General features: G+C 51.6%; 18 protein-coding genes. 14 read left to right on the top strand and 4 right to left on the bottom strand.

The annotated features are described in order from the left end of the window. Positions 1-110: 110 nt before the first annotated feature. The 5 genes from BLT02_RS02570 to BLT02_RS02550 all read left to right on the top strand — a co-directional run bounded on the left by BLT02_RS02570 (position 111) and on the right by BLT02_RS02550 (position 6549). The gene (locus BLT02_RS02570; protein WP_092991298.1) at positions 111-893 is read left to right on the top strand and encodes an acyl-CoA dehydratase activase; all 783 of its coding nucleotides are present in this window, start codon (positions 111-113) and stop codon (positions 891-893) included. A 270-nt stretch (positions 894-1163) separates the two neighbouring features. Continuing rightward, positions 1164-2438 (top strand): double-cubane-cluster-containing anaerobic reductase, encoded by a 1275-nt coding sequence (locus BLT02_RS02565; protein ID WP_092991297.1) that lies wholly within the window; start codon positions 1164-1166, stop codon positions 2436-2438. After that, complete coding sequence (locus BLT02_RS02560; protein ID WP_092991296.1) at positions 2435-2698, top strand: putative Se/S carrier-like protein; 264 nt, start codon at positions 2435-2437, stop codon at positions 2696-2698. The genes BLT02_RS02565 and BLT02_RS02560 overlap by 4 nt, the downstream gene beginning before the upstream one ends. A gap of 185 nt (positions 2699-2883) precedes the next feature. Next, the gene (locus BLT02_RS02555; protein ID WP_092991295.1) at positions 2884-3333 is read left to right on the top strand and encodes a DUF3574 domain-containing protein; all 450 of its coding nucleotides are present in this window, start codon (positions 2884-2886) and stop codon (positions 3331-3333) included. Positions 3334-3432: 99 nt separating this feature from the next. Continuing rightward, on the top strand, positions 3433-6549 hold the full coding sequence (locus BLT02_RS02550; RefSeq protein ID WP_092991294.1) for a glycosyl hydrolase family 17 protein: 3117 nt from the start codon (positions 3433-3435) through the stop codon (positions 6547-6549). A gap of 161 nt (positions 6550-6710) precedes the next feature. On the opposite strand, the gene BLT02_RS02545 is transcribed toward BLT02_RS02550, so the two are convergent. Beyond that, entirely contained in the window at positions 6711-8051 is a 1341-nt protein-coding gene (locus tag BLT02_RS02545; protein ID WP_092991293.1) for an aspartate kinase, read from the bottom strand. Positions 8052-8390: 339 nt separating this feature from the next. On the opposite strand from BLT02_RS02545, the gene BLT02_RS02540 reads away from it, so the two are divergent. From BLT02_RS02540 to BLT02_RS02515, 6 genes are all read left to right on the top strand, one after another. Continuing rightward, positions 8391-9317: a magnesium transporter CorA family protein gene (locus BLT02_RS02540; RefSeq protein WP_175453657.1), complete on the top strand. Its 927-nt coding sequence runs from the start codon at positions 8391-8393 to the stop codon at positions 9315-9317. 30 nt (positions 9318-9347) lie between these two features. Continuing rightward, on the top strand, positions 9348-10016 hold the full coding sequence (locus tag BLT02_RS02535; RefSeq protein ID WP_092991291.1) for an SGNH/GDSL hydrolase family protein: 669 nt from the start codon (positions 9348-9350) through the stop codon (positions 10014-10016). A gap of 67 nt (positions 10017-10083) precedes the next feature. After that, positions 10084-11865: an MATE family efflux transporter gene (locus BLT02_RS02530; protein WP_092991290.1), complete on the top strand. Its 1782-nt coding sequence runs from the start codon at positions 10084-10086 to the stop codon at positions 11863-11865. A 223-nt stretch (positions 11866-12088) separates the two neighbouring features. Beyond that, complete coding sequence (locus BLT02_RS02525) at positions 12089-12985, top strand: HD domain-containing protein (RefSeq protein WP_092991289.1); 897 nt, start codon at positions 12089-12091, stop codon at positions 12983-12985. Positions 12986-13028: 43 nt separating this feature from the next. After that, positions 13029-13859: an exodeoxyribonuclease III gene (locus tag BLT02_RS02520; protein WP_092991288.1), complete on the top strand. Its 831-nt coding sequence runs from the start codon at positions 13029-13031 to the stop codon at positions 13857-13859. 147 nt (positions 13860-14006) lie between these two features. Continuing rightward, positions 14007-14495, top strand: coding sequence for a hypothetical protein (locus BLT02_RS02515; protein WP_139187371.1), 489 nt, complete (start codon positions 14007-14009; stop codon positions 14493-14495). A gap of 65 nt (positions 14496-14560) precedes the next feature. On the opposite strand, the gene BLT02_RS02510 is transcribed toward BLT02_RS02515, so the two are convergent. The 3 genes from BLT02_RS02510 to BLT02_RS02500 all read right to left on the bottom strand — a co-directional run bounded on the left by BLT02_RS02510 (position 14561) and on the right by BLT02_RS02500 (position 17460). Further along, positions 14561-15325 (bottom strand): ABC transporter permease, encoded by a 765-nt coding sequence (locus tag BLT02_RS02510; RefSeq protein ID WP_175453656.1) that lies wholly within the window; start codon positions 15323-15325, stop codon positions 14561-14563. A 193-nt stretch (positions 15326-15518) separates the two neighbouring features. Continuing rightward, positions 15519-16235, bottom strand: coding sequence for an ABC transporter ATP-binding protein (locus BLT02_RS02505; RefSeq protein ID WP_175453655.1), 717 nt, complete (start codon positions 16233-16235; stop codon positions 15519-15521). 106 nt (positions 16236-16341) lie between these two features. Continuing rightward, entirely contained in the window at positions 16342-17460 is a 1119-nt protein-coding gene (locus BLT02_RS02500) for an ABC transporter substrate-binding protein (protein ID WP_175453654.1), read from the bottom strand. A 904-nt stretch (positions 17461-18364) separates the two neighbouring features. Here BLT02_RS02500 and pncB point away from each other — a divergent pair. The 3 genes from pncB to BLT02_RS02485 all read left to right on the top strand — a co-directional run bounded on the left by pncB (position 18365) and on the right by BLT02_RS02485 (position 24272). After that, positions 18365-19588 (top strand): nicotinate phosphoribosyltransferase, encoded by a 1224-nt coding sequence (gene pncB / locus BLT02_RS02495; protein WP_092991283.1) that lies wholly within the window; start codon positions 18365-18367, stop codon positions 19586-19588. Between the two features lie 227 nt (positions 19589-19815). Beyond that, the gene (locus tag BLT02_RS02490; RefSeq protein ID WP_092991282.1) at positions 19816-23073 is read left to right on the top strand and encodes a M14 family metallopeptidase; all 3258 of its coding nucleotides are present in this window, start codon (positions 19816-19818) and stop codon (positions 23071-23073) included. Between the two features lie 128 nt (positions 23074-23201). Continuing rightward, on the top strand, positions 23202-24272 hold the full coding sequence (locus tag BLT02_RS02485; RefSeq protein WP_175453653.1) for an AEC family transporter: 1071 nt from the start codon (positions 23202-23204) through the stop codon (positions 24270-24272). The last annotated feature ends 6 nt before the right edge of the window (positions 24273-24278 follow it).

Genomic DNA, 24278 nt, shown 5'->3' with positions numbered 1-24278 from the left:
ATGAAAAATAAAATGCGATGAAAAATAAAAATGGATTTGAATTGGACTATTCACTGTATACATGAGAAAATTATTAAAAGAAAAGATGGAAACCGGGAGGGCGTCGCTTTATGGATGGCATAAGCAGACATTATGGAGTCGGGATCGACATCGGTTCTACCTGCGCGAAAACGGTCGTGATCAACCCGGACCGGGAGATAGTCTGGCGCGACCTGAGGCCGACCGGATGGAGCAGTGTGGACACAGCGGAGGCGATCAGGCTCGACCTTCGTGACAAAGTGAAAACAGACGGCCAGGCACGGTTTGTGGCAACCGGCTACGGGCGCGTCTCGGTTCCTTTTGCCGACAAATGCCTGACGGAGATCAGCTGTCACGCGAAAGGGGCGGCAGCTCTGTTCAGAACAGATACTCTGAATGTGGTCGATATCGGGGGGCAGGACACAAAACTGATCGTCATTGAGAATGGTTCTGTTCTGGAATTTGCCATGAACGACAAGTGCTCCGCGGGGACCGGGAGGTTTCTTGAAGTGATGGCCAATACCCTGGCGGTGACACCGGCAGGCCTGTGCGAGATGGCAGAGCAGGGGGATGTGACGCGGATCAGTTCTCTCTGCACGGTGTTCGCAGAGTCGGAGGTGACCAATCTCATCGGCCGCGGGACGCCAAGGGAAAACATAGCGTGGGCAGTCGTCGATTCTATCGCGCAGAAGGTCAAGACCCAGGCCGCCAAGGTGGCTTTGGAGAAGGGCCCCCTGTATCTGACCGGCGGGTTGTGTGACTTTCCCTTTGTCTGCGAGAGACTGGGAAAAGCCTTTGGGCGGGAAGTACGGACCATGCCGGACGCGCGGTTTGCAGGAGCCATCGGGGCGGCGGTTTACGCGTCGGCCTTGTAGGGCGGAAAGACACAGGGAGTAAAAAAGATTCAAGGAGTAAAGGTCTTAAGGGTAAGGTCACGGGAGATAAGGTTTCAAGGGATAAGGTTTCAAGGGATAAGGTTTCAAGGGATAAGGTTTCAAGGGATAAGGTTTCAAAGGATAAGGTTTCAAGGGATAAGAGCGCAAGGGGTAAGCGCATAAGGGGTAAGACTGCAAGGGGTGAAAACATAAGGAATGAGGTTGCAAGAGCAGGGACAACAAGCAGACAAGAAAAGGAGGAAAGCAAAGATGGCGGACTATGTGGCAATGTGGGAAAACCTGGGAATGGATCTGGAGAGCCATGACATGCTGTGTCAGGTATTGCCTGTCGCGGTGGGAGATGTCTTCATGACACAGGAAAACCGCCCCAAGGCGATGGACTTCTGGGATCTGGTCATCTCGGAGGTGCACGGGATCCGGCCGGCGGAGCTGATCGAAGAGCAGAAGAAAGGCCGTAAGGTCTTCGGCACTTTCTGCGTCTTTGTCCCCGACGAGGTGATCATCGCGGCCAACGGTATTGTGACCGGTCTCTGCGGTGGGTCCCAGTTCTGGGTTCCGGGAGGTGAGACTGTACTCCCCAAAAACACCTGTCCGCTGATCAAAGCGTCCGTGGGCGCCCGCCTCGGACGGACATGTCCCTTTTTCAGAATTGCCGATGTCTATGTGGGGGAGACGACCTGTGACGGCAAGAAAAAAGCCTATGAGATCCTGGGCCAGGATGTTCCCATGTATATCATGGATGTCCCTCAGATGAAGAGACCGAAGGATATCCTGAAATGGAAGGATGAGATCGCGGACTTTGCCCTGAAGGTGGAGGAGATCACCGGGAACAAGGTGAGCGTGGAGAAACTCAAAGAAGCCATCCGGATCGTCAATGAGAAGAGAAAGGCGATGAAGCGTGTCTATGAAGCGCGCAAGAGCGAGTGCCTTCCGATCTCCGGCCGCGACGCGCTCCTGATGACGCAGATCTCCTTCTTCGACGACCCGGGACGCTGCGCCCAGATGTGCAACCGTCTGGCGGACGAGCTGGAACAGAGAATCAAAGACGGTGTGAGTGTGGTACCCAAAGGCACAAAGAGGATCCTGCTGACCGGGACACCCCTGGCAGTCCCGAACTGGAAGCTGCATAATATCATCGAGACCAGCGTAGCAGCGGTCGTATGCGAGGAGATGTGCACAGGTACCCGTTATTTTGAAAACCTTGTGGATGAGAGCGGGGAGACGCTTGACGACCTCTATATGGCTCTGTCGGAGCGCTATATGAAAAATAACTGCGCCTGCTTCACCCCTAACCCCGGCCGCATTGAGGATATCATCCGTCTGGCGAAGGAATACAAGGCAGACGGCGTGATCGACTGCAGCCTGAAATTCTGCGGTCTCTATGACATTGAGAAAAAGTCGGTAGCGGAGGCCCTGAAGAAGGAAGGTATCCCGCTTCTGCAGCTGGAGACGGACTATGAAGATTCCGATGCCGGACAGCTCAGGACCCGCATTGAAGCATTTGTGGAAATGATGAACGGATGAATCTGCGATATTACATCTTATTTGAAAACTATGAGCAGGGTCTGGCCCTCCATGACCTGCTGGACGAAGCCGGCGTAATGAACCGCATAGCGCCGGCTCCTGCCGCAGCCCGCGGCAAGCTCTGCTGCGGCATGTCTCTGCTGGTCGGAGCAGACATGATCGAGCAGGCAAAAGACGTGATCCGCAGGGAAAATGCCGTCTATCACAGCATAGTGGCTCTGGAAAACCAGCTGCAGCCCAGACGCGACCGGTATTGCTGATTCATGACGAAAAATTAAAGAAAAGCCCGTTTATGGCTTTTATGACAGGTCCGGAACAAGCCCGGATACGGTAACATGCGTATCCGGGCTTGTCTGTTGATGCTTCTATTTGTAGATGTTAAAATGTTAAAAATGAAATTAAATTTTAGAATAGAAATAGAAGAGAAGAGAAGGAGGAAAGGATAATGTCCCAAAAAACCGGAACGCTTACTTTGATTCTGAGCATTATTGCCGCCGTACTTGCCTGCGTTGCGATTGTCATGGTCTGCAGTTCAGGAAAGTCCGAAGCTCCTGCAGCAGCTTCGGATCCATCCGCAAGAGATATCCAGTATGTGATGTATCTCGGGACAAACGATAAAGATACAAACCAGCCTGTTTTTTCACCGGAAGAAGCAAAAGCACAGGCAGAGGATATCCTTATTTCTCATTTCGGCGGATATACCATTCAGGAAGCGAACGGCGGCTGGATCGACGACGGCACAGTATATCAGGAATACACACTCGTCATTTACCTGAGTGACACTTCTCCGGAAGAGATCCACGCTGCGGCGGATGAACTGATCAAAGTTTTTAACCAGAGTTCCGTGCTGATCCAGGCCAACGAGACATCGACAGAGTTTTACAGCGGCGAATGATCGCCACGCTTTACAGGCAGCAGGGTTAAGGCTTCAAGTGAAAAACAAAAGCGGGATATCTGAGCAGGGAGATGCACAAGTAATGTCAGGAGGTGTAAAGTGAAATCCTGGAATCAGAAAAAGAGAATCCATTTGAAGCGCCGGCTTGCTGCTGCCTTTTCCATAATTGTGCTTGCGGCAGCAGTACCTGCCGGAGCAATATTTGCAGAAACACTGTCTGCAGAGACCTCAGAAAGCACAGCGGCTTATACGGCTGCTGAAACAGAGTATCCGGCTGAAGCGCCTGAGAACACGGCAGATTATGTCGCTGAAACATCAGAGGATTCAGCCTGTTATGCTTCGGGAGAAGAGGAATTTTCAGCGCCGGCAGATGCTTCCGAAACAGCAGCGAACGTTGAAACAGAGGAAACAGCAGATGCTTTCGAAACAGCAGCAACTGCTGAAACAGAGGAAACAGCAGATGCTTTCGAAACAGCAGCAAACGCTGAAACAGAGGAAGCAGCAGACGCTTTCGAAACAGCAGCAAACGCTGAAACAGAGGAAGCAGCAGATGCTTTCGAAATAACAGAAACAGCTGCTTCATCAGAAACCGCCGCCTCACCAGAAACAGCGGGGGCTGAAGGAATTTCATGGACTGCAGATCCTGAAGAAGGTCCTGAATCGGCAGAGACTGCAGGTCAGGAAGGCGTTTATAAAATGTCAGAGCCTGCAGATCCGGCGGAAGCCTCTGAGGCTGCAGAGGCCGCAGATCCGCAGGAGCATACCGAACCGGCAGTAGATACAGGAGCAGAAGAACCAGAAGATAAACGGGAATCGTTTAAGGAATTTGAGGAAACAGAAACAGGACTGGGAACAGAGTCAGAAGAAACAACAGATTTCGCAGAATCCCCTAAAGCAGGGGGAGCGACTGAAACAACCGAAATAGAGATAACGGGAGAGAATGAAACCGGACCGGTCATCTGTCTGACCGATGTCCCCGCAATGGGAGAGAACCGCCCCCTGCAGGGCTGTGTGTTCAGGGGAGACGGCGGATCCTTCAATCCGGCAGACTACAGGATCTCCATCTATCTGCAGCTTTATGAAGGCGGGGAATACTACAAAAAGCCCACTGATCTGACCCCCTATGTTGACCTGTTTGATGATGGATCCTTCAGCGGCAAGTTCAACACAGGAGGGAACGATATAAACGCCAGGATCCTCCATGTCATGCTGATCCCGTCCAATCATACACCGGGGGCTTTTGGACTCACTAAAGACGCGGCCCTGGATTATGTGAAGATCACGCGTGCAGAAGGGGGAGAGGTCACTGTTGCTCCTTCGAGGCCGGAACCGGAGATCCCGGGCAGGCAGCCTGCCATTTCTGCGCTGCTGCCGGTGTCAAAGAACAGGATCGCCCTCGATGTGGGCTTTTATACAGACGGCAGTCAGCCCGGAAGTGCGCTGAGCGAGAGTCTGATCCGCAGGCAGCTGGAGGCGATCTCGGGATTTACGGACACTGTCCGGTTTTACGGAGCAGCAGGAGAGCTTGCCAAAGCCTATAAGATCGCGCATTCGATGGGGTTTTCCATTGTGGGAACAGCCTGGCTCAGCGGAAACCAGAGTGCGGATCGGGCGGAAATGAACGCCCTGATCGACCACTGTAACAGGGGATATGTCCAGGTCGCCTGTGTGGGGAATGAGACCCTCCTCTCCAACAGTCTGACCGCGCCGCAGCTGATCAGCGATATCCGTTATGTCAGGGAACGGCTGGCGGACAGCAGCATACCCGTGACCACGTCGGACAGTGTGGACCTTTTGATCGAGAATGCCTCTGTCCGGAATGCCTGTAACCTGATCATGCCCAACTGCTATCCCTTCTGGGGCGGGACTGATATTTCACAGGCGGCGGCTTCTTTTATAGAGTCCATCAATAATCTCAAAGCCGCCAGCGGCGGCAAGCAGGTCCTGGTCTCGGAGACCGGATGGCCCACAGCCGGTCCGACAAAAGGAAATGCCGTTCCCGGAGAAACTCAGGCAAAACAGTATTTTGAAGCGATCAGGGCGTGGTCTCTGGCGACAGGAACGCAGGTCCTGTGGTTCGATGCGGCGGATGAGCCCTGGAAGGCATCGAATGAAGGAATATGGGGCGCCCATTGGGGGATCCTGACAACAGACTTCAAGTTCAAGCAGGGATACGCGGAACTGGATTTCTTCAAACCCTTTGCAATAATTGATATCGCCAAAGCCCAGGTGACCGGCATCGTCAACAAGACCTATGCCGGGAGACGCCTCACCCAGGATCTGACCGTCAGGATCGGTACGGACACCCTGGTTGAGGGCACTGACTATACCGTTTCCTACACAAATAATACCCACGTCGGCACGGCAACGATAACGATCAAGGGAAAGGGCAGTTACAAAGGCTCGATCACAAAGACATTCAAGATCCTCAAGGCGGAACAGTCGATCACGGTGAAGACAACGGCCTCCAGGATCGCTGTGGGCCAGAAGGCGGCTGTCTCCATTTCGGGTGCAAAAGGAGATAAATCCTTTATATCCTCCGACTCGACGATCGCGACTGTAAACGGAACAACCGGCCTCGTCTCGGCTAAGAAAGTCGGCACCGTGACGATCACAGCAAAATCCGCCAGGACCGCGGATTTCAATGCCGCATCAAAAAAGATCACCATTAAAGTCGTACCGCCTAAAACGATCTCTTTCACGGCCGCGAATCAGGCTAAAGGCATCAAACTGACCTGGGAAAAAGTGACAGGAGCGACAGCCTATATCCTCAGCAGGAACGGCGAGGAGTTCAAGATGGTCAAGGGCGGCAGCACAGTGACCTATACAGATACAGCCGCCACCGTCAACGGCAAAAAATACACCTACAAGATCATCGCAAAGGCGGACACCGGCAGAAGCACCCAGAGTGCGTCTGCTGCCATCTACCAGGTCGCGCGGCCTGCCATCAGCTCCGCCGTCAGGACGGCCTCGACAAAAATGACTGTCAAATGGGGAGCAAATACCAAAGCCACCGGTTACAGGATCCAGTACAGCACGGACAAATCATTTTCTGAAAATGTCACTAATGTAACCATCAAGAATGCTGCGGACAAATCGAAAGTGATCGGCAGCCTCACGGCCGGCAGGACCTATTATGTCAGGCTCCGGACCTACAAAAAAGTCAATGAAGTGAACTACTGGTCTGCCTGGAGCCCCGTAAAAACAGTGAAATAGTGAACCGGAAGACGATACCCAGGCCGTTTATGGACTTGAGACTGAGACAAGAGACCTGGACAGTAGACTGGGAGAAAGGAGACAGGGGAAAGGGGCTGTTGCATAAAACTAATGCAACAGCCCCTTCCCTGTTTCTTTTTCGCCAAAGCGGAATACTCTTGTCAGAGCGGAATGCTCTGTCTGAAGGCATAGATTGCCCTGACAGCATCTTCAAACCGGTCCTCGGGAACTCCGATCAGGAGGTTCAGTTTGCCGGCACCCTGGTTGATGGTGACGATTTCAATCCCTTCCTCTGTGAGTCTTTCCAGGACCCTTACGTTTGCATCGCTGGATTCTGTAGCTTTTTCACCTGTCACGGCGATCAGGGAGAGATCCTCGCGCACTCCGATGAAATCGGGGTTGAGTGTGCCGCGGATCTCTTCAAGGAGTTCCTCCCTGCAGTCCGCGAGCAGGTCGCTGCGGATGACGAGGGTAATGGAATCGATGCCGGTCAGGCAGTATTCGAAAGGAAGGGCCCGTTCTTTCAGAATGTCGAGCATCAGCGCGCTGAACCCTGATCCGTCACTGACCATAACCTTTTCGATCTGGACAATGGACATTCCTTTTCTGCCGGAAACGCCGGTCACGGGGTTCTTGGGGACACCGTGGGGGAGGTGGCGCATGATCATTGTCCCCTGGTCTTCCGGTTTATTCGTGTTCCGGATATTGATGGGGATCTCCATTTCGGAAGCTGACAGTACTGCGTCCGAATGGAGTACGGAAGCACCCATATAGGACAGGGTCCGCAATTCTCTGTAGCTCATATAGGGAACGGTCTTCGGGTTTTGTACGATGCCGGGATCCGCGGCGTAGAGCCCCGATACATCGGTCCAGTTTTCGTACAGGTCAGCCCGGATCGCGCATGCGGCGAGGCTTCCGGTGATATCGGATCCTCCGCGCTCGAAGGTGTGTATCGTCCCGTTCTGATCAGCTCCGTAAAAACCCGCGATCACGGCATGGCTGAGGGGCAGCAGGGAAGCCCGCATCGTCCGGCTGGTCATCAGTGCGTTTAACTGACCGTCTTCATCAAAACATACACACCAGGCAGGGTCGACAAAAGTGAAGCCCAGATATTGTGCCATGAGCTTTGCAGTCAGATATTCGCCCCTGCTGGCAGTAAAGTCTCTGTCCGGCTCATTCAGAAGCGACTGCTCCAGGATATTGAATTCTTCTTCGAGTGGGAATTCGATTTTAAGCCCGTCCGTGATCTCCCTGTATCTCATCCGGATCTGTTCAAGATCTGCTGAAAATGATTTCCCCGCGGAAGCTTTTTCATAACAGGCCAACAGAAGATCTGTCACTTTCTGGTCTCCCGGGAAACGCCTTCCGGGTGCGGAGACGACAATGAACCTCCTTTCCAGATTGTCAGGACTATTCAGGACAATGTCCCTGATCTTGCGGAACTGCGCGGCATCGGCAACCGATGTCCCTCCGAATTTCGCAACGACAGTTTGTTTTTTCATTTTCAACCGACCTTTCTTTTATGCAGACTTTTCTACGCGGAATTTCTATACAGAAGCCTTTATGCAGACCTTTTTAAACGGAATCCTGCGAGGATCACACCTCTCTGTATGACAGAATACCACAAAATCCGGAACAGGGAATGGTTCTTGGGCCTCTGTTCCGCCTTTTTGTATTGTGGTCTTTCCTGTAAAGCACTAAAATGGAATAGGACAGTCTGCCCGAAGAACGAAGAACGGATTTTTGTCCTGCCAGAGAAAAAATCGGGCACAGGCCATGAACCACAGAATGAGACCCGGAAAGAACCATCACCGGGTATGAGCACCCAGGGAGGTTTAAGCATGTACTACCAGATCAAAGAGATACTAACACCGTGCAGCCCGGAGGACATTAAAAACAGAATGCAGGGGGACCCGCCCTTTGTGGGCGTCATGAATCTGGAGACATGGGAGCTGAAACGGAATCTTTTTGATATGGTCATCGATATGGACATGGACCCCTCAGAAGTGTTGGAAACAAAAGCCATTGTGAACTATTCTTCTCTGACTGGATCTTTTTTTATTCCCAGACGTACGGAAATCGGAGGGAAGCCGCACCGGTTTGCTTTTGCCCTGGATGAGAAGGGCATTATCTTTATCGAAAACGGGGAGTTTGCGCATAAGGTGGTCGATCAGATTCAGGGGTCAAAGAAGTGGAGACTCCCTTCTCTGGAACGTTTTTTGTATGACTTTCTGGATATGATCATCAGCCGGGACCTGAAAATCCTTATTACGACAGAGCAGGAGCTCGGCGGGATCGAGGAGCAGATCCTTAATGCCAGCCTGGATCAGTTTCCGGAAAGGCTCAACGAGATCCGGTCTTTCCTTATGGAGATGTCCATTCATTATGAGCAGATGATCGATTTCGGCGAGGAGCTGGAGGAAAATGAGAACGGTTTCTTTAAGGAAGAGAATCTGCGCTATTTCCGTCTGTTTACAGACCGGGTGACGCGCCTGATGGACCAGATCAGGTCTCTGAGGGATTATACCGTCCAGCTGCGGGAACTCTTCTCTACCCAGCTGGATATCCGGATGAACCGGATCATGACCGCCCTGACGGTCATCACGGCGGTCTTTATGCCTCTGACCCTGATCGTCGGGTGGTATGGCATGAACTTTACCCACATGCCGGAACTCGACTGGAAATATAGTTATCCGGCGGTTTGTGTCGTGTGCGTATTTATTCTGACCGGAGGGATTCTGTTGTTCAAAAAAATGAAATGGCTGTAGAAAAGCCGGACCGCTGCAGGAGGGAAATGAATGAGGCTGGTTTCTGTTCTGGGGGATTCAATAAGTACTTTTGAAGGATATAATCCTGAAGATTATGCTGTGTATTACGACAAATACATGCAGGACTGGAATGGACTGCGGAATGTGGAGGACACATGGTGGGCCAGAGTGATCCGGAGTCTGCATGCCCGGTTATGTGTAAATAATTCCTATTCCGGAAGCAGGGTGACCGGGGAGACATTTCCCGCCGGTGCAAGTGAAGAGAGGCTGCGGAATCTCGGAACGGAAGAAAACGACCCGGATCTTATCCTGATCTATATGGGCCTGAATGATTTCGCAGGCGGGATCGATCTGGTTTCCAGCCTGGACTCCTTTGGCTTCGAGGATTCCTATGATATTATGATTAAAACCTTAAAAAGAAATTATCCCTCAGCCGCAATTGTCTGCGGAACCCTGATGCCTTCTGCAGTAAAAGGCCGGAGTGACCTGGAGGTATCCGAAAACGCCGCGGGCATTGGACTGGAAGAATACAATGAGACGATAAGACTGATGGCGCAGGAGAATGATTGTTATCTTGCGGATCTTGCCCGGGGCACTGAAAAATGTGAGACACTTGACGGGTTTCATCCGACAGCGCGCGGACATGAAACAATTGCTGGAAAATGGATCAGCTGCCTGAACAATCTGGAACTGTTTTGAAGGAAAAGCAGGCATAGAAAATGCCTTTCACGCTTTTCCGGACAAAACGACGGGGAGGGGAACCCTGATGAATATTCGTAGAGTCAGGCAGGAGAATCAATTACTGATTAATCTGGTGTTCAGACTGCTTCCTGTGCAGGCACTGATCGTGGCAATGGGATCTATCAATTCCCTTGTGGATGGAGTGGCCGCTGCCAGGAGCATATCGCCTGCAATGATAGGCGTCATAGGACTGTATTATTCTCTGCTCCGTATCCTGGAAGCTGTCAGTGCTGTTCTTTTGGGAGGATCAGCCGTGCTATGCGGTCGGTATATGGGGAGAGGAAAGATCTATAAGACCACCGGAATTTTCTCACTGAATCTGAGCATGGCTTTTATCTGCGGGGCAGTTGTTACAATTCTCAGTCTGGCGGTTCCATCTCATATGGCAGAATGGCTTGGCGCAGACCAGACACTCAAAAATGGTCTGATCCCCTATATTCAGTGGTATGCCATCGGCATTCTTCCTATGCTTCTGGGCCAGCAGCTGGCTTCTTTTTTACAGCTGGAGCATCAGGGTAAACGCTGCTATATAGGAATAACAGCTATGATCCTGACCAATATCGGCCTGGATATTCTATTGGTTGTTTTCCTGAAAATGGACTTCATGGGCCTCGCTCTGGCCACTTCGATCAGTAACTGGGTCTATTTCCTGATCCTTGTCACCTATTACTTTTCCAGGGAAGCCCAGCTCTCCTTTCACTTTTCCAGTATTTTGTGGAGTGATTTCCCCACACTGGTGATGATCGGTTTCCCCGGGGCTCTTCTGGTTTTCTGTCTGGCGGCAAGAAGCCTGGTGATCAACCGGGTTCTGCTTATTTATTCAGGAAATGAAGGCCTGGCCGCTATGACAGTTTTTAACATGATTTCCGGACTGCTTCTAGCTCTGCCACTGGGGGCCGGAGCGGTCGTCCGGATGCTGACCAGCGTCAATGTCGGAGAAGAGGATAAAGAATCGGTCATACTTCTGATCAGGATCATGTATACATATGTGCTGGCGGCAACTGTTGCGGTGGGGTTGGCAGTTTTTCTGCTTTCAAGGCAGCTTGCAGGGCTCTTTTTTGCAGATCCGGCTTCGGAAGTATTTTCCATAACAAAACAGTTTTTTTCCATCTATAGTGTATGTATACCCCTGGTATTGGCATGTGCCGTTTCGTCCAACTATTTCCAGGCTATAGGGCATATCTGGTTTGTGAATGTCCTGTCTGTTTTTGACGGCTTTTTGGCCATGGTCATACCGGCTCTGCTGCTGGCTCCGGTTCTCGGTGCCACCGGGGTCTGGCTCTCTATTCTGATCGGTATTGTAATTACAGCGCTGCTTTCTCCAATCTACTCTATATTGCGCTGCAAGTCTGTCCCCGCCAGCTTATCTGAATGGCTTTTGATTCCGCAGGTTTTTCCGGAAAACGGAAAAAGGTTTGCTGTCACCCTGAACCATGCGCGGGAAATCTCTTCTGTGGCAGAGCGGGTCCAGGCTTTCTGTGAGTTAAGTCATATCGGACATGTCATCGCCAGTAATGCGGCATTGTGCATGGAAGAAATGGCGCTGAACATATTCCAGCATGGGTTTCGGGGGAACCGAAGAAACCATTCGGTGGATCTTCGAGTGATCATCAGAGACAAAAGGGTGATCCTCAGGATCAAGGATAACGGTATTCCTTTTAATCCTAAAGAATTTGTTGAAATGCTCAGGGAGAATTCTCCTTATAAGAACATTGGTACGCGTATTGTGCATGGACTGGCTTCCGATATCACTTACCAGAATCTGATAGGACTGAATGTCCTGACTCTTGTGATAGAAAACTACTGATTATAGAATTATAGACAATTATAGAATTATAGACAGGGAGGCATCTTTGCGCAGCAAAGATGTGTTCAAAAAATAATTTCAAAGATGTTTTCAATAGTTTTTTAAACATATTTACAAAAAATGGTTTTACCAAAAGATGTTTTGCCCAGAAGTGTCCGGACGAAAAGGCTTGTAGATATTCGGAAACTATCAAGTGACAATTGCTGACGAGAGAGGAAAGGTTATGGATCCAAAAGGGAACAATTATATACTTGAATACAGATTGAGAGATCTTGATCAGGACCTTCACAGGCGCTTTACCGACACGGTATTTGCCATGCAGAATACTTTGTTCCATTTCAAGCGGCTTTTCCCTGAATATACGGATCACTCTTCCCTCCACAGCATGTCCGTGATCAACTTCTGCAATCAGCTGATCGGTCCCGAACAGCTGGAACGTTTAAATGCCGACAGTATCTATTCGCTGCTGATGGCCTGTTATCTCCACGATTCGGGGATGGGCATCTCCATGGATCAGTATCTGGATTTCAGCAAAGAAATCGACAGAGGTGATTACTTTGACCGTCATCCGGATGCCTCTGTAGCTGCCGTCGTCAGAGATTTTCATCAGGAATACAGCGCGGCTTTTGTGCGAAGATTCTGGGAATTCCTGGAAATACCTTCTCCGGAGCATGAGTACGCCATTATTCAGGTGTGCCGGGGGCACAGAAAGACAGATCTGTTTGATCCGTCGGAATTTCCCGTGCATTACAGGGTGCCGGGAGGAAACGAGATCTATCTGCCCTATCTGGCTTCACTGATCAGGCTTGCTGATGAAATAGATGTAGTGGCGGCCAGAAATCCCGTGATGCTCTATGACATCGAGTCTTTTACAGATTCTTTTGAAGCCTCATATCATAAGAGACATCGGGCAGTCCGCAGCCTGCAGGTGACAGAGAAGGCTTTTATTCTGGAGGTTTGCCCGGCTGAGCCGGAGATAGAAGAGATGATCGAAAGTATGGTCATAAAAATGCAGGAAACTCTGGATCTGTGCCGGAAGGCGACAGAAGAGGGTTCTCCATTCCGGATCAGACAGGAAAAAGTGATCGTGAGAAAAACGGAAGGCAGTTTTGTGCCTTAAAAAGAAAAACGCCTGATTGTATTGACTATATAGGGAGGTAAATATGCTCAAATTAATATCCTGGAATATAGATTCCCTGAATGCGGCCCTGACCTCTGCGTCTCCCAGAGCGGAAATGTCCAGGGATGTTCTGAATACGATTAAAAAGGAAGACGCCGACTTTATCGCGATTCAGGAGACCAAACTGCCTGCCGGGGGACCTGCCAAAAAACATAAGGAAGCTCTGGCGGAGTATTTTCCCGGTTATCAGGTTGAATGGGTCAGCGCCCAGCCGCCGGCAAGGAAAGGCTATGCGGGAACAATGATCCTCTGCAGGGAGGGGCTGAAGGCTGAAAAAAGCATACCCAGGATCGGGGCGCCCGGACCGATGGATGACGAGGGAAGACTGCTCGTCCTGGAAAGTGAGAATTATTATTTTGTGAATGTATATACACCGAATGCGGGTGACGGGCTTAAGAGACTCCGCGACCGGCAGGAGTGGGATAAACGCTATGCAGATTATCTGGTGGAACTGGATCAGAAAAAGCCAGTGATCGCATGCGGAGACTTCAATGTGGCACACAGGGAGATCGATCTGGCCCATCCCGATAACAACCACATGTCGCCGGGCTTTACCGATGAAGAAAGGGCGGGCTTCACCAATCTGCTGAGCAGGGGATTCGTTGATACCTTCAGATATATTCACGGAGATGTGAAAAACGCCTATTCATGGTGGGCCCAGAGGGTTAAAACCAGTAAGATCAATAATTCCGGATGGAGGATTGACTATTTTCTGGTGAGCGACCGCATCAAGGACCAGGTGAAAAGATCGGAAATGATTGATTCGGGCCCCAGGCAGGATCACGCACCGATCCTCCTGGAGATCGATATTTGATCGACATGGAATGGCTGGAATCCAAAGAAATAATCCAAAGAAATGCTCCAAAGAAATAGCCTATAAGAATAATCCAAAGGAATGTCCCCAAGGAATAATCCATAAGAATAATCCAAGGGAATACTACATGAAGCAGCAGGGAGGACCATGGAAATATTGAATATAATTGCAGGCATATGTTCTATGATCAGCGTGATCGGTCTGGCTGTTGTTATTTATCAGATCGGAGATGCGAAGAAAAAGACAGAGGAGTGCCTGAAAGCATTACAGGCTGCAAAAGATTATGACCATCTCATCCGTCTCATACAATTCCAGGTTGAGAAGAGTAATGACAACCTCAAAAAAGCCGGATACATTTTTGAAGAAGCAAAAATAAGCAATGGCTTTACTCCGGCTGTCTGCGAAAAGACCCGAGAACTGATCCTTGCCAATGAGGACTTAAGGGCTGACATAGAGAAAGATCTGCCGGAGTGCGGATCCCTCTTATCTTCTGCAAATGACAGCCTTCGGAACTCGATCAATGACCGGTTCTGGGAAAGCAAAATCAATTTTGCAAAAGGATATATGGAGAAGTGTCATAGTATGCTTCTTGAGAGGCAAAGATCCATCGAGAATGAGGGGGGGCGTGTACAGTAACAACTTCCTCGCTGTGAGCAACAATAAAGGCGCGTCTGGATTGACATTCGGGATGAGAGAAGAGATCAGCCCCTCCTCACGTAGTGCCACTTGCACAGAATACTTTCGGCAGCTTCGAGAACGCCATAGAGAACAGCACTCATGAGGGCCAGGATCACGATGCCTGCGTACATCTGCGGGTAATCGCGGGAATCCATGCTGTTCATGATGAAGTAGCCCAGACCAGATGTGGACGCGAAGAGCTCCGTGATCATGAGCAGAGCCACGGAGGTCCCCAGTGAGGCTTTGAGGGCAGTCAGGATTCCCGGAAGAATGCCCGGCAGCACCAGGTGGCGGAGGACCGCTGCCCTGTCTGCGTTCATTGACCGCATGACATCAGTCAGTTCCTGCTCCAGGGAGGCGGCGCTGTCGCGGATGATGATCGTCATCTGGAAAAAGACGGCCAGGAAGATCAGAAAGATCTTGGCGGCATCGCCGATTCCCAGCATCACGACGACGATGGGCATAAAGACCACCTTGGGTACCGGGTAGAGGAATCGGAAGAAAGCTCCCAGGATCCTGTCGGCGGCGGAGATGCGGCCCATGAGGATGCCCACAGGGAGAGCTGCGCCCAGGCCTGCGGCCGTTCCGAAGGTGATCCTGCGCAGACTGGCCAGAATGTGTGCCAGGATCTTTCCGTCCGCAAACAGCTGCCCTGTCGTGAACGCGACTTCAGTGGGCTGAGGCAGGAAATAGCGTCCCAGCAGTATAGCTGCAACCTCCCACAAGAGGAGGATTCCAAGCAGACTCCCCAGAAGGGGGAGGATGTTTTGTCTGATCTTTTTGTTCATCTGAGTGTTTTTTTGTTTTAAGCAGTTGTTGTGCTGCGGGCTGACGGGAACAGTACTTGCAGTCAGAACAGGCGCTGTCCTGCATTCTGCTGTGGGTGACATGCACTGTGGGTACTGGGCTTGTGGGCAGCCGGGTGCTGTGCTGCAGTCTGCTGCGGGTTGACGGCACTGTACTGCTGTACTGCGGGGCGGCTCACAGGCATTCGCGGATCCGGCTGAAAAGGCGGTAATAATCCGCACTGTCCGTCTCCAGGGTTTCCGGCGCATTGGAAAAGATCGTCCGGATCCTGCCCCGGTCTTCGTCAAAGACTGCGATCCTGTTTCCCATGCACAATGCTTCTTCAATACTATGGGTGACGAGAATGCTCGTCATATGCATGTCACAGAAAAGGCGGAGCATGAACCTGCGGAGTTTCTCCCGGTTGCGAATGTCCAGTGCGGAAAAAGGCTCATCCATCAGGATAAGGCGGGCCTCTGCCATGACAGCCCTGCCGAGGGCAGTCCGCTGACGCTGGCCGCCGGAGAGTTCCCCGGGGTATTTCTCCGCATGCGGAAGGATCCCCAGATATTCCAGAAGCCGGTCTGTCTTTTCCCTGTCCGGGCGCTCTCTGCGCAGGCGCAGGGGGAGGAGGACATTTTCGCGGACGGTCTTCCAGGGGAAGAGACCGTAATTCTGGAAGATCATGGCGATTTCATTTGAGGGTCTGACCAGTTCCTGCCCCCGGTAGCGGATCTGCCCGCTGTCCGGTCTCATCAGGCCGCACAGGAGTTTGAGGAGAGTGGTCTTGCCGCTCCCCGAGGCGCCCAGAATGGCCAGACATTCTCCCTCAAAGATGTCCAGATCCAGGTGGCTGAGGACTGTATCCCGGGGCCTGTCCTGATAGGAAAAAGAGAGATCTCTGATCGACATGAGTACTGGCTTTCCGACGCGGGAAGCGCTGTTTGTGCGAGAAACTTCAGTAATACTTTCAACAGCGTTCGAGGACATTGGCCTCCCTGCTTTCCCTGCTTTAAGCTCAGGGCTGTTCAACGATTTCTTCATAAGAAAATGCCTTCTCCAGAAGTCCTTTTTCCACCATCCAGCGCTGAATGCTGTCCACTTCTTCCTCTGCAGGGACACAGGAGGGGGTGTAGGAGGGAACCGTGTAGGCATCCTGCAGGTCCGGTGCTACATTTGCTTTCTCGACGAAGAGGTCCGCAAAACGGGCAGGATCCTCATTGATCAGGGTGATGGCCTCGTCGCAGGCTTCCCTGAACGCGCGGGCGCGCTCCGGGGTCTCCTGCAGGATACTCCTGCGCAGGGTGAAGACGCTCTGGGAATAATTCTTTCCGAGTTTTGTGTCATCAATGACGGTTCCGCAGCCGCGCTCGACGGCCTCGATGGCGAGGGGGTCAGGCAGGATAGCTGCCTGGATGTCCTTTCCCTCCATGACCGCGTCCAGCCGCAGGGTCAGCTTGGGGATATTCACCATCTGAGTCTGTCCGGGATCTATGCCCAGATCCTCCAGATAACGGGTGACCAGATACTCCATCATGGTGTTTTCGGAGATCCCGATCCGCTTGCCGACGAGATCCTCCGGAGAGTCGATCCCGGCCGAGGGAGAGGAGACGACCAGAAAGCGGCCTTCTTCGGGGCTGCCGCCGAGGGCCATTGCAACTGCCCGCATGCCATCTTCGCCAGAAGCCTTGTTGATAAGGCTCTGGACGATCATGTCCGTCATCATGCCGTCCAGTTCGCCAGCCTCATAGGCAACGGACTGGTCAGACGCGCTCTGAAATTCAATGATCTCTACCTGGAGACCTCTTTTCTCAAAGAGTCCTTCTTCGACAGCGGCGTAGAGGGGAAAGCTGTCCGCGATTTTGAGGACACCGATCCGCAGAGGCTCTGCGTTGCCATCTGATCCCGGCTCTGCCGCGCTGCCATTCGATTCCGCCGCTGCCGCACTGCTGCCTTGTCCCGGCTTTGCCGCATTGTTGTCTGTTTCCGCTTTTGCACTGCCTGCGGCGGATCCTGTACCTGCCCCGCTGCCGGCACAGGCAGTCAGCAGGACCACAAGGATCAGAATGAGGCAGCACAGAAAGCTGCTGCGGCTTTTCGGGTTTCTCTTTTCCAAATTGTCTGTAATGAGATGCATCTCCTGGATCTCCTGTTCTTCTCTCGATTTGATTATTGGCGGGCTGCAGGCGTCTGTGAAACGCCGGAAGCGGCAAAACCAGGGCATTCTTTCCGTAACAAAATAAAGGACAAAATAAAACAGCTGCAGAATAAAGCAGCTGCAGAATAAAGCAGTTGTAAAGAAAGCAGTGTAAAGAAAGCAGTTGTGGATAAAGAAGCTCTTCACTGCCTCATAGTAAAACAGAATTGTCCGGAAACGATCCGCAGGGTGCGGAACGGGGTTTGCGGCTTCTATGTGGAGCGTAGATATTTATGGTTATTTATTGTAACACTTAAGCAGGAAAATGCAAATGGAATAACGTTGAAGCAGTGTGTTATATAAATGAGGAAATACCGGGATTTTATGTGAGCAGTTTTTAACCGGTCTTTTTTGACTCTTTCAACAAATTGCCTTGCATACGAAAAATAAAGGTTACCGTACAGACCCTCTCGAAATTCGAGGCGTTTTTGCGTGATTTTCAACGCAAAAACCCGAGTGGAACGGCGAAAATCCCATCGCGAAGCGATTTGGAATGGGATTTTCGCAAGCTACAGTACACGCCCTCGACAGGGCGTGTACTGTAGCAAATAAAGACGGGCTAAACGAAAATGACAAATCAACTCTTGATACATTACCAAGGGACAATATATTATTATTAATAGGACAAAGCTGTCGCATATATGACATTTATACCTTCCTCCAGGCATGCGGAGGTTTCCGGCGGCAGGAACGGTTGAGGCGTCCGGCAGGCAGGAAAAAAGGAAGATATACAGGGCAGAATTATAAGAGCAGAATTATATTAGAAGAGTCAGAAAAACAAAAGAATGATGAAAATATGCCAGGTTGAAATCTTTTAGTGGAAAAGAGAAAGGAGAAGAAACCAATGATACTTCATCAGATCATCACGTCCCTGCTTGAAACAGATGCGTACAAGCTGTCCATGGGGCAGGCAATCTACCATTATTTCAGCAGATACAAGACGACATGGACTTTTAAGTGCAGAAATAAGGACGTTCATTTCACACCTGAAATGGTCCATGAGATCCGCCAGCAGATCCAGGCCTACTGCGGTCTGCGGTTCACAGAGGACGAATTGGAGTATATTGACAATATCCGCTGGATCAAAGGATCCTATGTCGATTTTCTCCGTCTCTGGCAGCCGAGATTTGAAGATTTCGAGATCACGGAAGATGCGGAATGCGGGCTTGCCATTGAAACCAAAGGAACCTGGCTCAATACGTCCATGTATGAGATCCCGACTCTTGCCATTGTGAATGAAGTATACTTCCGCATGGCACATGGTTACGATAGTCTGTTCGCAAGATTCAAGGAAAGGCTCGAAGAGAAGATCGGATGGCTGGAAAGAGATGAACTGTGCATCGGGACCTTCAGTGAATTCGGACTCCGTCGCAGGCTCTCCGCGGAAGCCCAGGACCTTGTGGTCAGGCGTCTGAAAGAAGCGGATCTCGGCAGCTCTGCTTTTATCGGAACATCCAATGTATTCCTTGCAAAAAAATATGACCTTGTTCCGGTCGGAACGATGGCGCACGAGTGGATCATGTGTGTCGGACAGGGAGACCACAGGCATAATCCCGCCTATTCCAACCACTATGCACTGGATGCATGGGTGGAGGAATACGGCGTCCTGAACGGAATCGCGCTTACGGATACTATCACAACAGACTGCTTCCTGCGTGATTTTAACCTTACTCTTGCCACCCTGTTCTCCGGGACACGGCACGATTCCGGCGACCCCTATGCATGGGGAGAGAAGATGCTTTCCCACTACGAGTCTTTGGGGATCGACGCAAAGACCAAGACCCTGCTGTTTTCCGACAGCCTGAATTTTAAAAAAGCCGATGCCATATACAGTCATTTCTGCGACAGGGCAAAGGTTGCGTTCGGGATCGGCACATATCTGTCCAATGATACAGATGTTCCGGCGCTGAACATCGTCATGAAGACCACTTCCTGCAACGGGCAGGCGGTTGCAAAACTGTCAGATACAGCCGGGAAAGGGATGTGCAAGGACGCAGGGTATATTCAGTTTCTTGAATCCTGTATTCGATGGAGGATGGAAAACGAACCGCACTTTTCGAGAACATGAGCAGGAACTCCTTTAAAAAGACAGGATAGACTTCAGGCAGTATAGAAGACGGCCTCTTAAGGAAAATTCTTTAACGGGCCGTCTTATTGTATTTTGTCATATGTCTCCCCGTTCTGAGTTACAGACCTTATTGCCGCTTTTGTCATAAACTTTTGTCATAAAGAGGAACGGGATCCATTTGGTTTTACCAAACGATGGCATACAGCCCTAGAAAGGAGCTTGATCTTATGAAAGCATCATCCAGATTTCTATCTGCCTTCCTCGTGCTCGCGCTGATGCTCAGCTGCAGCGCCTTTGCTTCCGGAACCGGTACGACAGCCGTAAAGGAAAAGGCCGGGCAGGAAGGGACCGGGGAGGAAGGGAGCGGGGAGGAGCTTTCCGCCGGAGTGGACAGCACGACAGAACTCTTTCTGTCCCTGACGGAAGGAACCAGCAAATCGCTGGCCTTCCCTCTCACTGAAGAACACGCTGCCCTGGCAGAGAAGGCCGGTGCGGACAAGGTGACCTGGATCCTCCACCGGCTTGCACCCTACGCAAACCCTGCGGACGGAAACTTCATCCCCCTTCACGGCGAAGAAAAAATGTATCCCAACGAGAAGGAGACGATCGACTTCGCGACGATCAGATTCAATGATGCGAACGAATATGGTCAGGCTTTTTCCATGGAACGCTTTGAGACTACACTGGACGGTTCCACATTGAAACTGGATTTCACCACCACTCCTGTCAATAACGGCTTCAATGATAGTATACCCCATGAAAGCGGCGGCAGGTTTTTGGATATCTGCGGTGAGTTTACTCTTACCGCCGAACTGGACGGAGTTACTCTGGCTTCCCTTGAAAACGTCACTATCAAGCCCTACGCCTCCTTCCATACCATGTGGGAGATGTTTGATGAGATAGAGCGGCTGGCAGGGGAAGGAGACGACGACGGCGCCACACCCAGGCCATATGTGGAGTACGGCGTGATGGGCAAGACCTGCCTTGGCTATGACATGCCCTACCTCATCGTTGCCCGCGACAGTGCAGCCGTAAAAAAATGGCTGGATCTCTCGGAGCGGGCTGAGGAAACCGGAACCGCGGTGATAGAGGAACTCCAAAAGGCCGGAGATGATGACTATCAGGTGCCTGTCCTGTATTCCAACGTCCACGCCAACGAGGTCGCCGCGGCGGACGCGGTACTGGAATTTGCCCGGCAGCTGATCGAGGAGCCCTCCACCACATACATGAAGCTTACCGGCTTCACTGAGGAAGGAAAGGCTAAACTCGAGCAGCAGCGCAAGGAAATGGGATTGTACACTCCGAAGCTGATCGAGGGTCAGTGCAATTATCTGGGTTCCATCTGGTCCAATATAATGATGGATTCCGGCGTAGTGGACGGATTTGGCAGTTATTACACATACGAAAAGACTACAGTTAATGTGGCCGATCTTCTGAACGATGTCTTTTTCATCCTTGTGCCGGAGGAGAATGTAGATGCGCGCATGCACTACACCCGCAATTCCGCCAACGGCTTGAACCTCAACAGGGACAACAGCTTCCAGGTCATGCCGGAGACACAGAACATGCAGCATCTGATCGGCACCTATGACCCTGTTACTTTCCTGGAGCTTCACGGACTGTTAGAGACGTTTCAGTTAGAGCCCGCCATTCCGCCCCATCAGCCCAATTTTGAGTACGACATGATCGCCAGGAATCAGATGGCCGGCGGGGAAGCATTCGGTGCGGCGGCCGTGGCCAATAACCCGCTTTACCAGAGCTATGTGTTAGAGATGCGCGACTACATGTACTACGACGAGGACGGTACGCCGTTCTGGTTAAATGGCGGAAATGATTATCATACTATCTTTACCCCGACCTATGCCATGCTCCATGGCTGCGTCGGATACACCGCTGAGCTGCCCGCATACTCCGAGACCACTCGTGCGGCAGCTGACTACGGGCTTTGGGGGCTGGCTGATTACGTGGCCGCCAACAAGGAGAGCTGCTTCGCAAATCTTGCGGAGGTCTACGACCGCGGCATAGAGAACCGGAACTCCGATGCTGAGGTCGGTCCCTGGCTCGTGGATGCGCATGACAGGGTCGGTGCTGAAGCAGAGATCTTCCGTCCTGCCCATACAGGGGAAGGAGAGAACGGGCAGTTCTTCCCCGAGTGTTATCTGATCCCCCTGGATGCGGAGAATCAGACCAATCTTCAGGCAGCCTTTGAAATGATCGGATACCTGATCCGCAACGACGTGAAAGTCAGCATTGCCGACTCACCCGTGACTGCGGACGGAAAGACTCTGCCTGCCGGGGCCGCCGTGGTTTCCATGTACCAGGCCAAGCGGTCTGTGGCCAATGCTGCCCTTTACAGAGAGCCTTTGATCACAAGCTGGGAGACTATGTCTAATGGAGCCAGCGGATCCTTCAATTACATCCGCGGCTTTGACATGGTTACCTGTGTGAAGCCCGCAGAATACAGTGCGATCGCTGACGCATTGGGCCGGACCATAACCTATGATACGCTGCAGCCTTTCCTGCAGGAGAACGCTGTATCTCAGTTTACCGGTGAAGAGGGAGGGGATGTCATCATCTCCAATGCCTCTGAGAGTTCCACCGCAGCTGTGAACGCACTCCTGGGCGCCGGTAAACAAGTCGCTATGATCACCGAGGGCGAGTACAAGGGCGACTTTATCTGCTCCTATGAGGACTGGCAGTCTGTGTCTGCCGATCACATCCTTACGGGCACCGGCGTGAAGGATCCGGATCTTACCGCCTATGTCATCGAAAAGACGCCCAAGGTCTACATCAGCGGCACAAAGGAAGCACTTACACCTGCTCCTGACGGTTACGTGTACAACACCCTCGTAACCACTTCCTCTGATTATAACAATGAGCGGATCGCAATGGAACTGATGGGTTTTGGCACCACCGAGGACGTCGCCATGGCTGACGCGGTGGTGGGCGGCTGCGGTCTGGAGGAGGAGAGCCTTGCCGCTGTGCAGACCGGGGTTCCCTATGTGGGGTTCACTGCAAATGCCGTGGAGACTATTCAGGAATCCCTCCTTCCCGGCCTTCAGACCGGCTCCGCTGACGGAGTTGACTGCCTGGGTTATGTTACCTATCCCGCGGAAACTCTCGTCAACGCAAGTTATATCATGGACGGGGACGACGTATTCTACGCCGTCGGCACCGACTACTTTACGGCTCTGCCCGAAGGTTCTAAGATCCTTGTACAGCGTGACGGCAGCCGCGATCCCTTGGAAGGCGTATTTCATGGTGAGGATGAGAGCACGGACGCTTTCCTGAACGGTATCATGGGATTCTCTTATGAGGGCAAAGACAAAGACGGAAACGAAGTGAATATCACTCTCTTTGCCAACTCCATGACCGAAAGCGGCCATCAGAGAGACGAATATGCCTTCATCAGCAACGCCCTTTTCGCCAGCTTCCTCACAGACACCCCCTATGTGACTACGGCAGCGACCACCGGATCGAACTGATCTCACTACAGCCTTATGCCGGCAGCCAGTCCGTATGTGATATAGCTCATTGAGCCGGGGAATTTATATGATCGCCATGGTTGTGTCCGCAACGTATGGCAGGGAGTAAAATAGAAAGGAGGCAGGGGTTGTCAGCTGTTTTTCATTATTCATTTTCAACAGTTATGCCGATTATCCTGCTGATTCTGGTCGGGGTGCTGGCAAGGCATAGAGGATACCTGGATGTGTCTGCTTTCCGGGAGCTGAACCGTTTTAACTTCCGGTACGCTCTCTTTGCCCGGGTGTTTGTAAGTATTTACCAGATAGAATCCATTCATGATATGCCGGTGGAACTGGCAGTCTTCGCGGTCGTTTCGCTCTTTGTTCTGCTTCTTTTCGGCATTGTTTTTTCCAAAGCAGCCACAAAAGAGCGGTTTCGCCGGGGCGTCCTGATCCAGTCTGCATTTCGCTCCAATTACGCAGTCATAGGAATGCCGGTGGCGGAAGCACTTGTCGGTACTCCGGGAATGCAGCTTGCCGCCTTTCTTCAGCTTCCGGTCATTACTTTTTTCAATCTCGTGAGTGTGATCGTCCTCAGTATTTTTTCTGACCCCGAAGCCCAGCAGCGTTTCTATCCGGAAGATGCGCTGACAGAAGAAAAATCCCCGGCAGGGACGAACCGGGGAGGGGCAGGTAAAATGCTGAAGGGGATTGCCGCCAATCCCCTGATTCAGGGAGTGCTGCTTGGCTTTGTCGCTCTGATCATCCGGCAGCTTCTGCCCTGCCGGGCGGACGGAGAGATTCTGTTCAGTCTGCGGAGAGACCTGTCATGGCTCTACAGTGCCATTTTATCACTTTCCCGGACGGCGACACCGATGGCCCTGATCATCCTTGGAGGCCAGCTGGAGCTGAAGGAGATAGAGGATTACAGAAGAGAACTCATTTCAGGTGTACTCGTCCGGCTGGCAGCAGGGCCGCTGATCGGCTTTGCCATGCTGTTTTTAGCTGTCCGTCTGGGGCTGCTCGTGATCACACCAGTAGAGACAGCCGTGTTTGTGGCTCTCTTTGCATCGCCTCAGGCAGTATCCTCAACCGTTATGTCCACAGAAATGGGAGGCGACGGCCATCTGGCGGGGCAGATCGTTGTATGGAGCAGCATTCTGGGCATGTTCTCTCTTTTCGTGATTGTCTTTCTTCTCAGGATGAGGGGATTGCTGTAAAGAGAA

Source organism: Sarcina sp. DSM 11001 (assembly GCF_900101015.1).
In the GTDB taxonomy this organism is placed as follows: Bacteria; Bacillota; Clostridia; order Lachnospirales; family Lachnospiraceae; genus CAG-791.
Note: the sequence above shows the minus strand (reverse complement) of the source record. Positions and strands in the feature narration are given on the sequence as shown.

Bases quoted from the DNA above. Each gene is read 5' to 3' on its own strand.
- BLT02_RS02555 (WP_092991295.1), top strand. From the start codon at position 2,884: ATGTCCCAAAAAACCGGAACGCTTACTTTGATTCTGAGCATTATTGCC.
- BLT02_RS02520 (WP_092991288.1), top strand. From the start codon at position 13,029: ATGCTCAAATTAATATCCTGGAATATAGATTCCCTGAATGCGGCCCTG.
- BLT02_RS02535 (WP_092991291.1), top strand. From the start codon at position 9,348: ATGAGGCTGGTTTCTGTTCTGGGGGATTCAATAAGTACTTTTGAAGGA.
- BLT02_RS02510 (WP_175453656.1), bottom strand. From the start codon at position 15,325: ATGAACAAAAAGATCAGACAAAACATCCTCCCCCTTCTGGGGAGTCTG.
- BLT02_RS02515 (WP_139187371.1), top strand. From the start codon at position 14,007: ATGGAAATATTGAATATAATTGCAGGCATATGTTCTATGATCAGCGTG.
- BLT02_RS02560 (WP_092991296.1), top strand. From the start codon at position 2,435: ATGAATCTGCGATATTACATCTTATTTGAAAACTATGAGCAGGGTCTG.
- BLT02_RS02525 (WP_092991289.1), top strand. From the start codon at position 12,089: ATGGATCCAAAAGGGAACAATTATATACTTGAATACAGATTGAGAGAT.
- BLT02_RS02530 (WP_092991290.1), top strand. From the start codon at position 10,084: ATGAATATTCGTAGAGTCAGGCAGGAGAATCAATTACTGATTAATCTG.
- BLT02_RS02570 (WP_092991298.1), top strand. From the start codon at position 111: ATGGATGGCATAAGCAGACATTATGGAGTCGGGATCGACATCGGTTCT.
- BLT02_RS02540 (WP_175453657.1), top strand. From the start codon at position 8,391: ATGTACTACCAGATCAAAGAGATACTAACACCGTGCAGCCCGGAGGAC.
- BLT02_RS02565 (WP_092991297.1), top strand. From the start codon at position 1,164: ATGGCGGACTATGTGGCAATGTGGGAAAACCTGGGAATGGATCTGGAG.
- BLT02_RS02490 (WP_092991282.1), top strand. From the start codon at position 19,816: ATGAAAGCATCATCCAGATTTCTATCTGCCTTCCTCGTGCTCGCGCTG.
- BLT02_RS02505 (WP_175453655.1), bottom strand. From the start codon at position 16,235: ATGTCGATCAGAGATCTCTCTTTTTCCTATCAGGACAGGCCCCGGGAT.
- BLT02_RS02545 (WP_092991293.1), bottom strand. From the start codon at position 8,051: ATGAAAAAACAAACTGTCGTTGCGAAATTCGGAGGGACATCGGTTGCC.
- pncB (WP_092991283.1), top strand. From the start codon at position 18,365: ATGATACTTCATCAGATCATCACGTCCCTGCTTGAAACAGATGCGTAC.
- BLT02_RS02500 (WP_175453654.1), bottom strand. From the start codon at position 17,460: ATGCATCTCATTACAGACAATTTGGAAAAGAGAAACCCGAAAAGCCGC.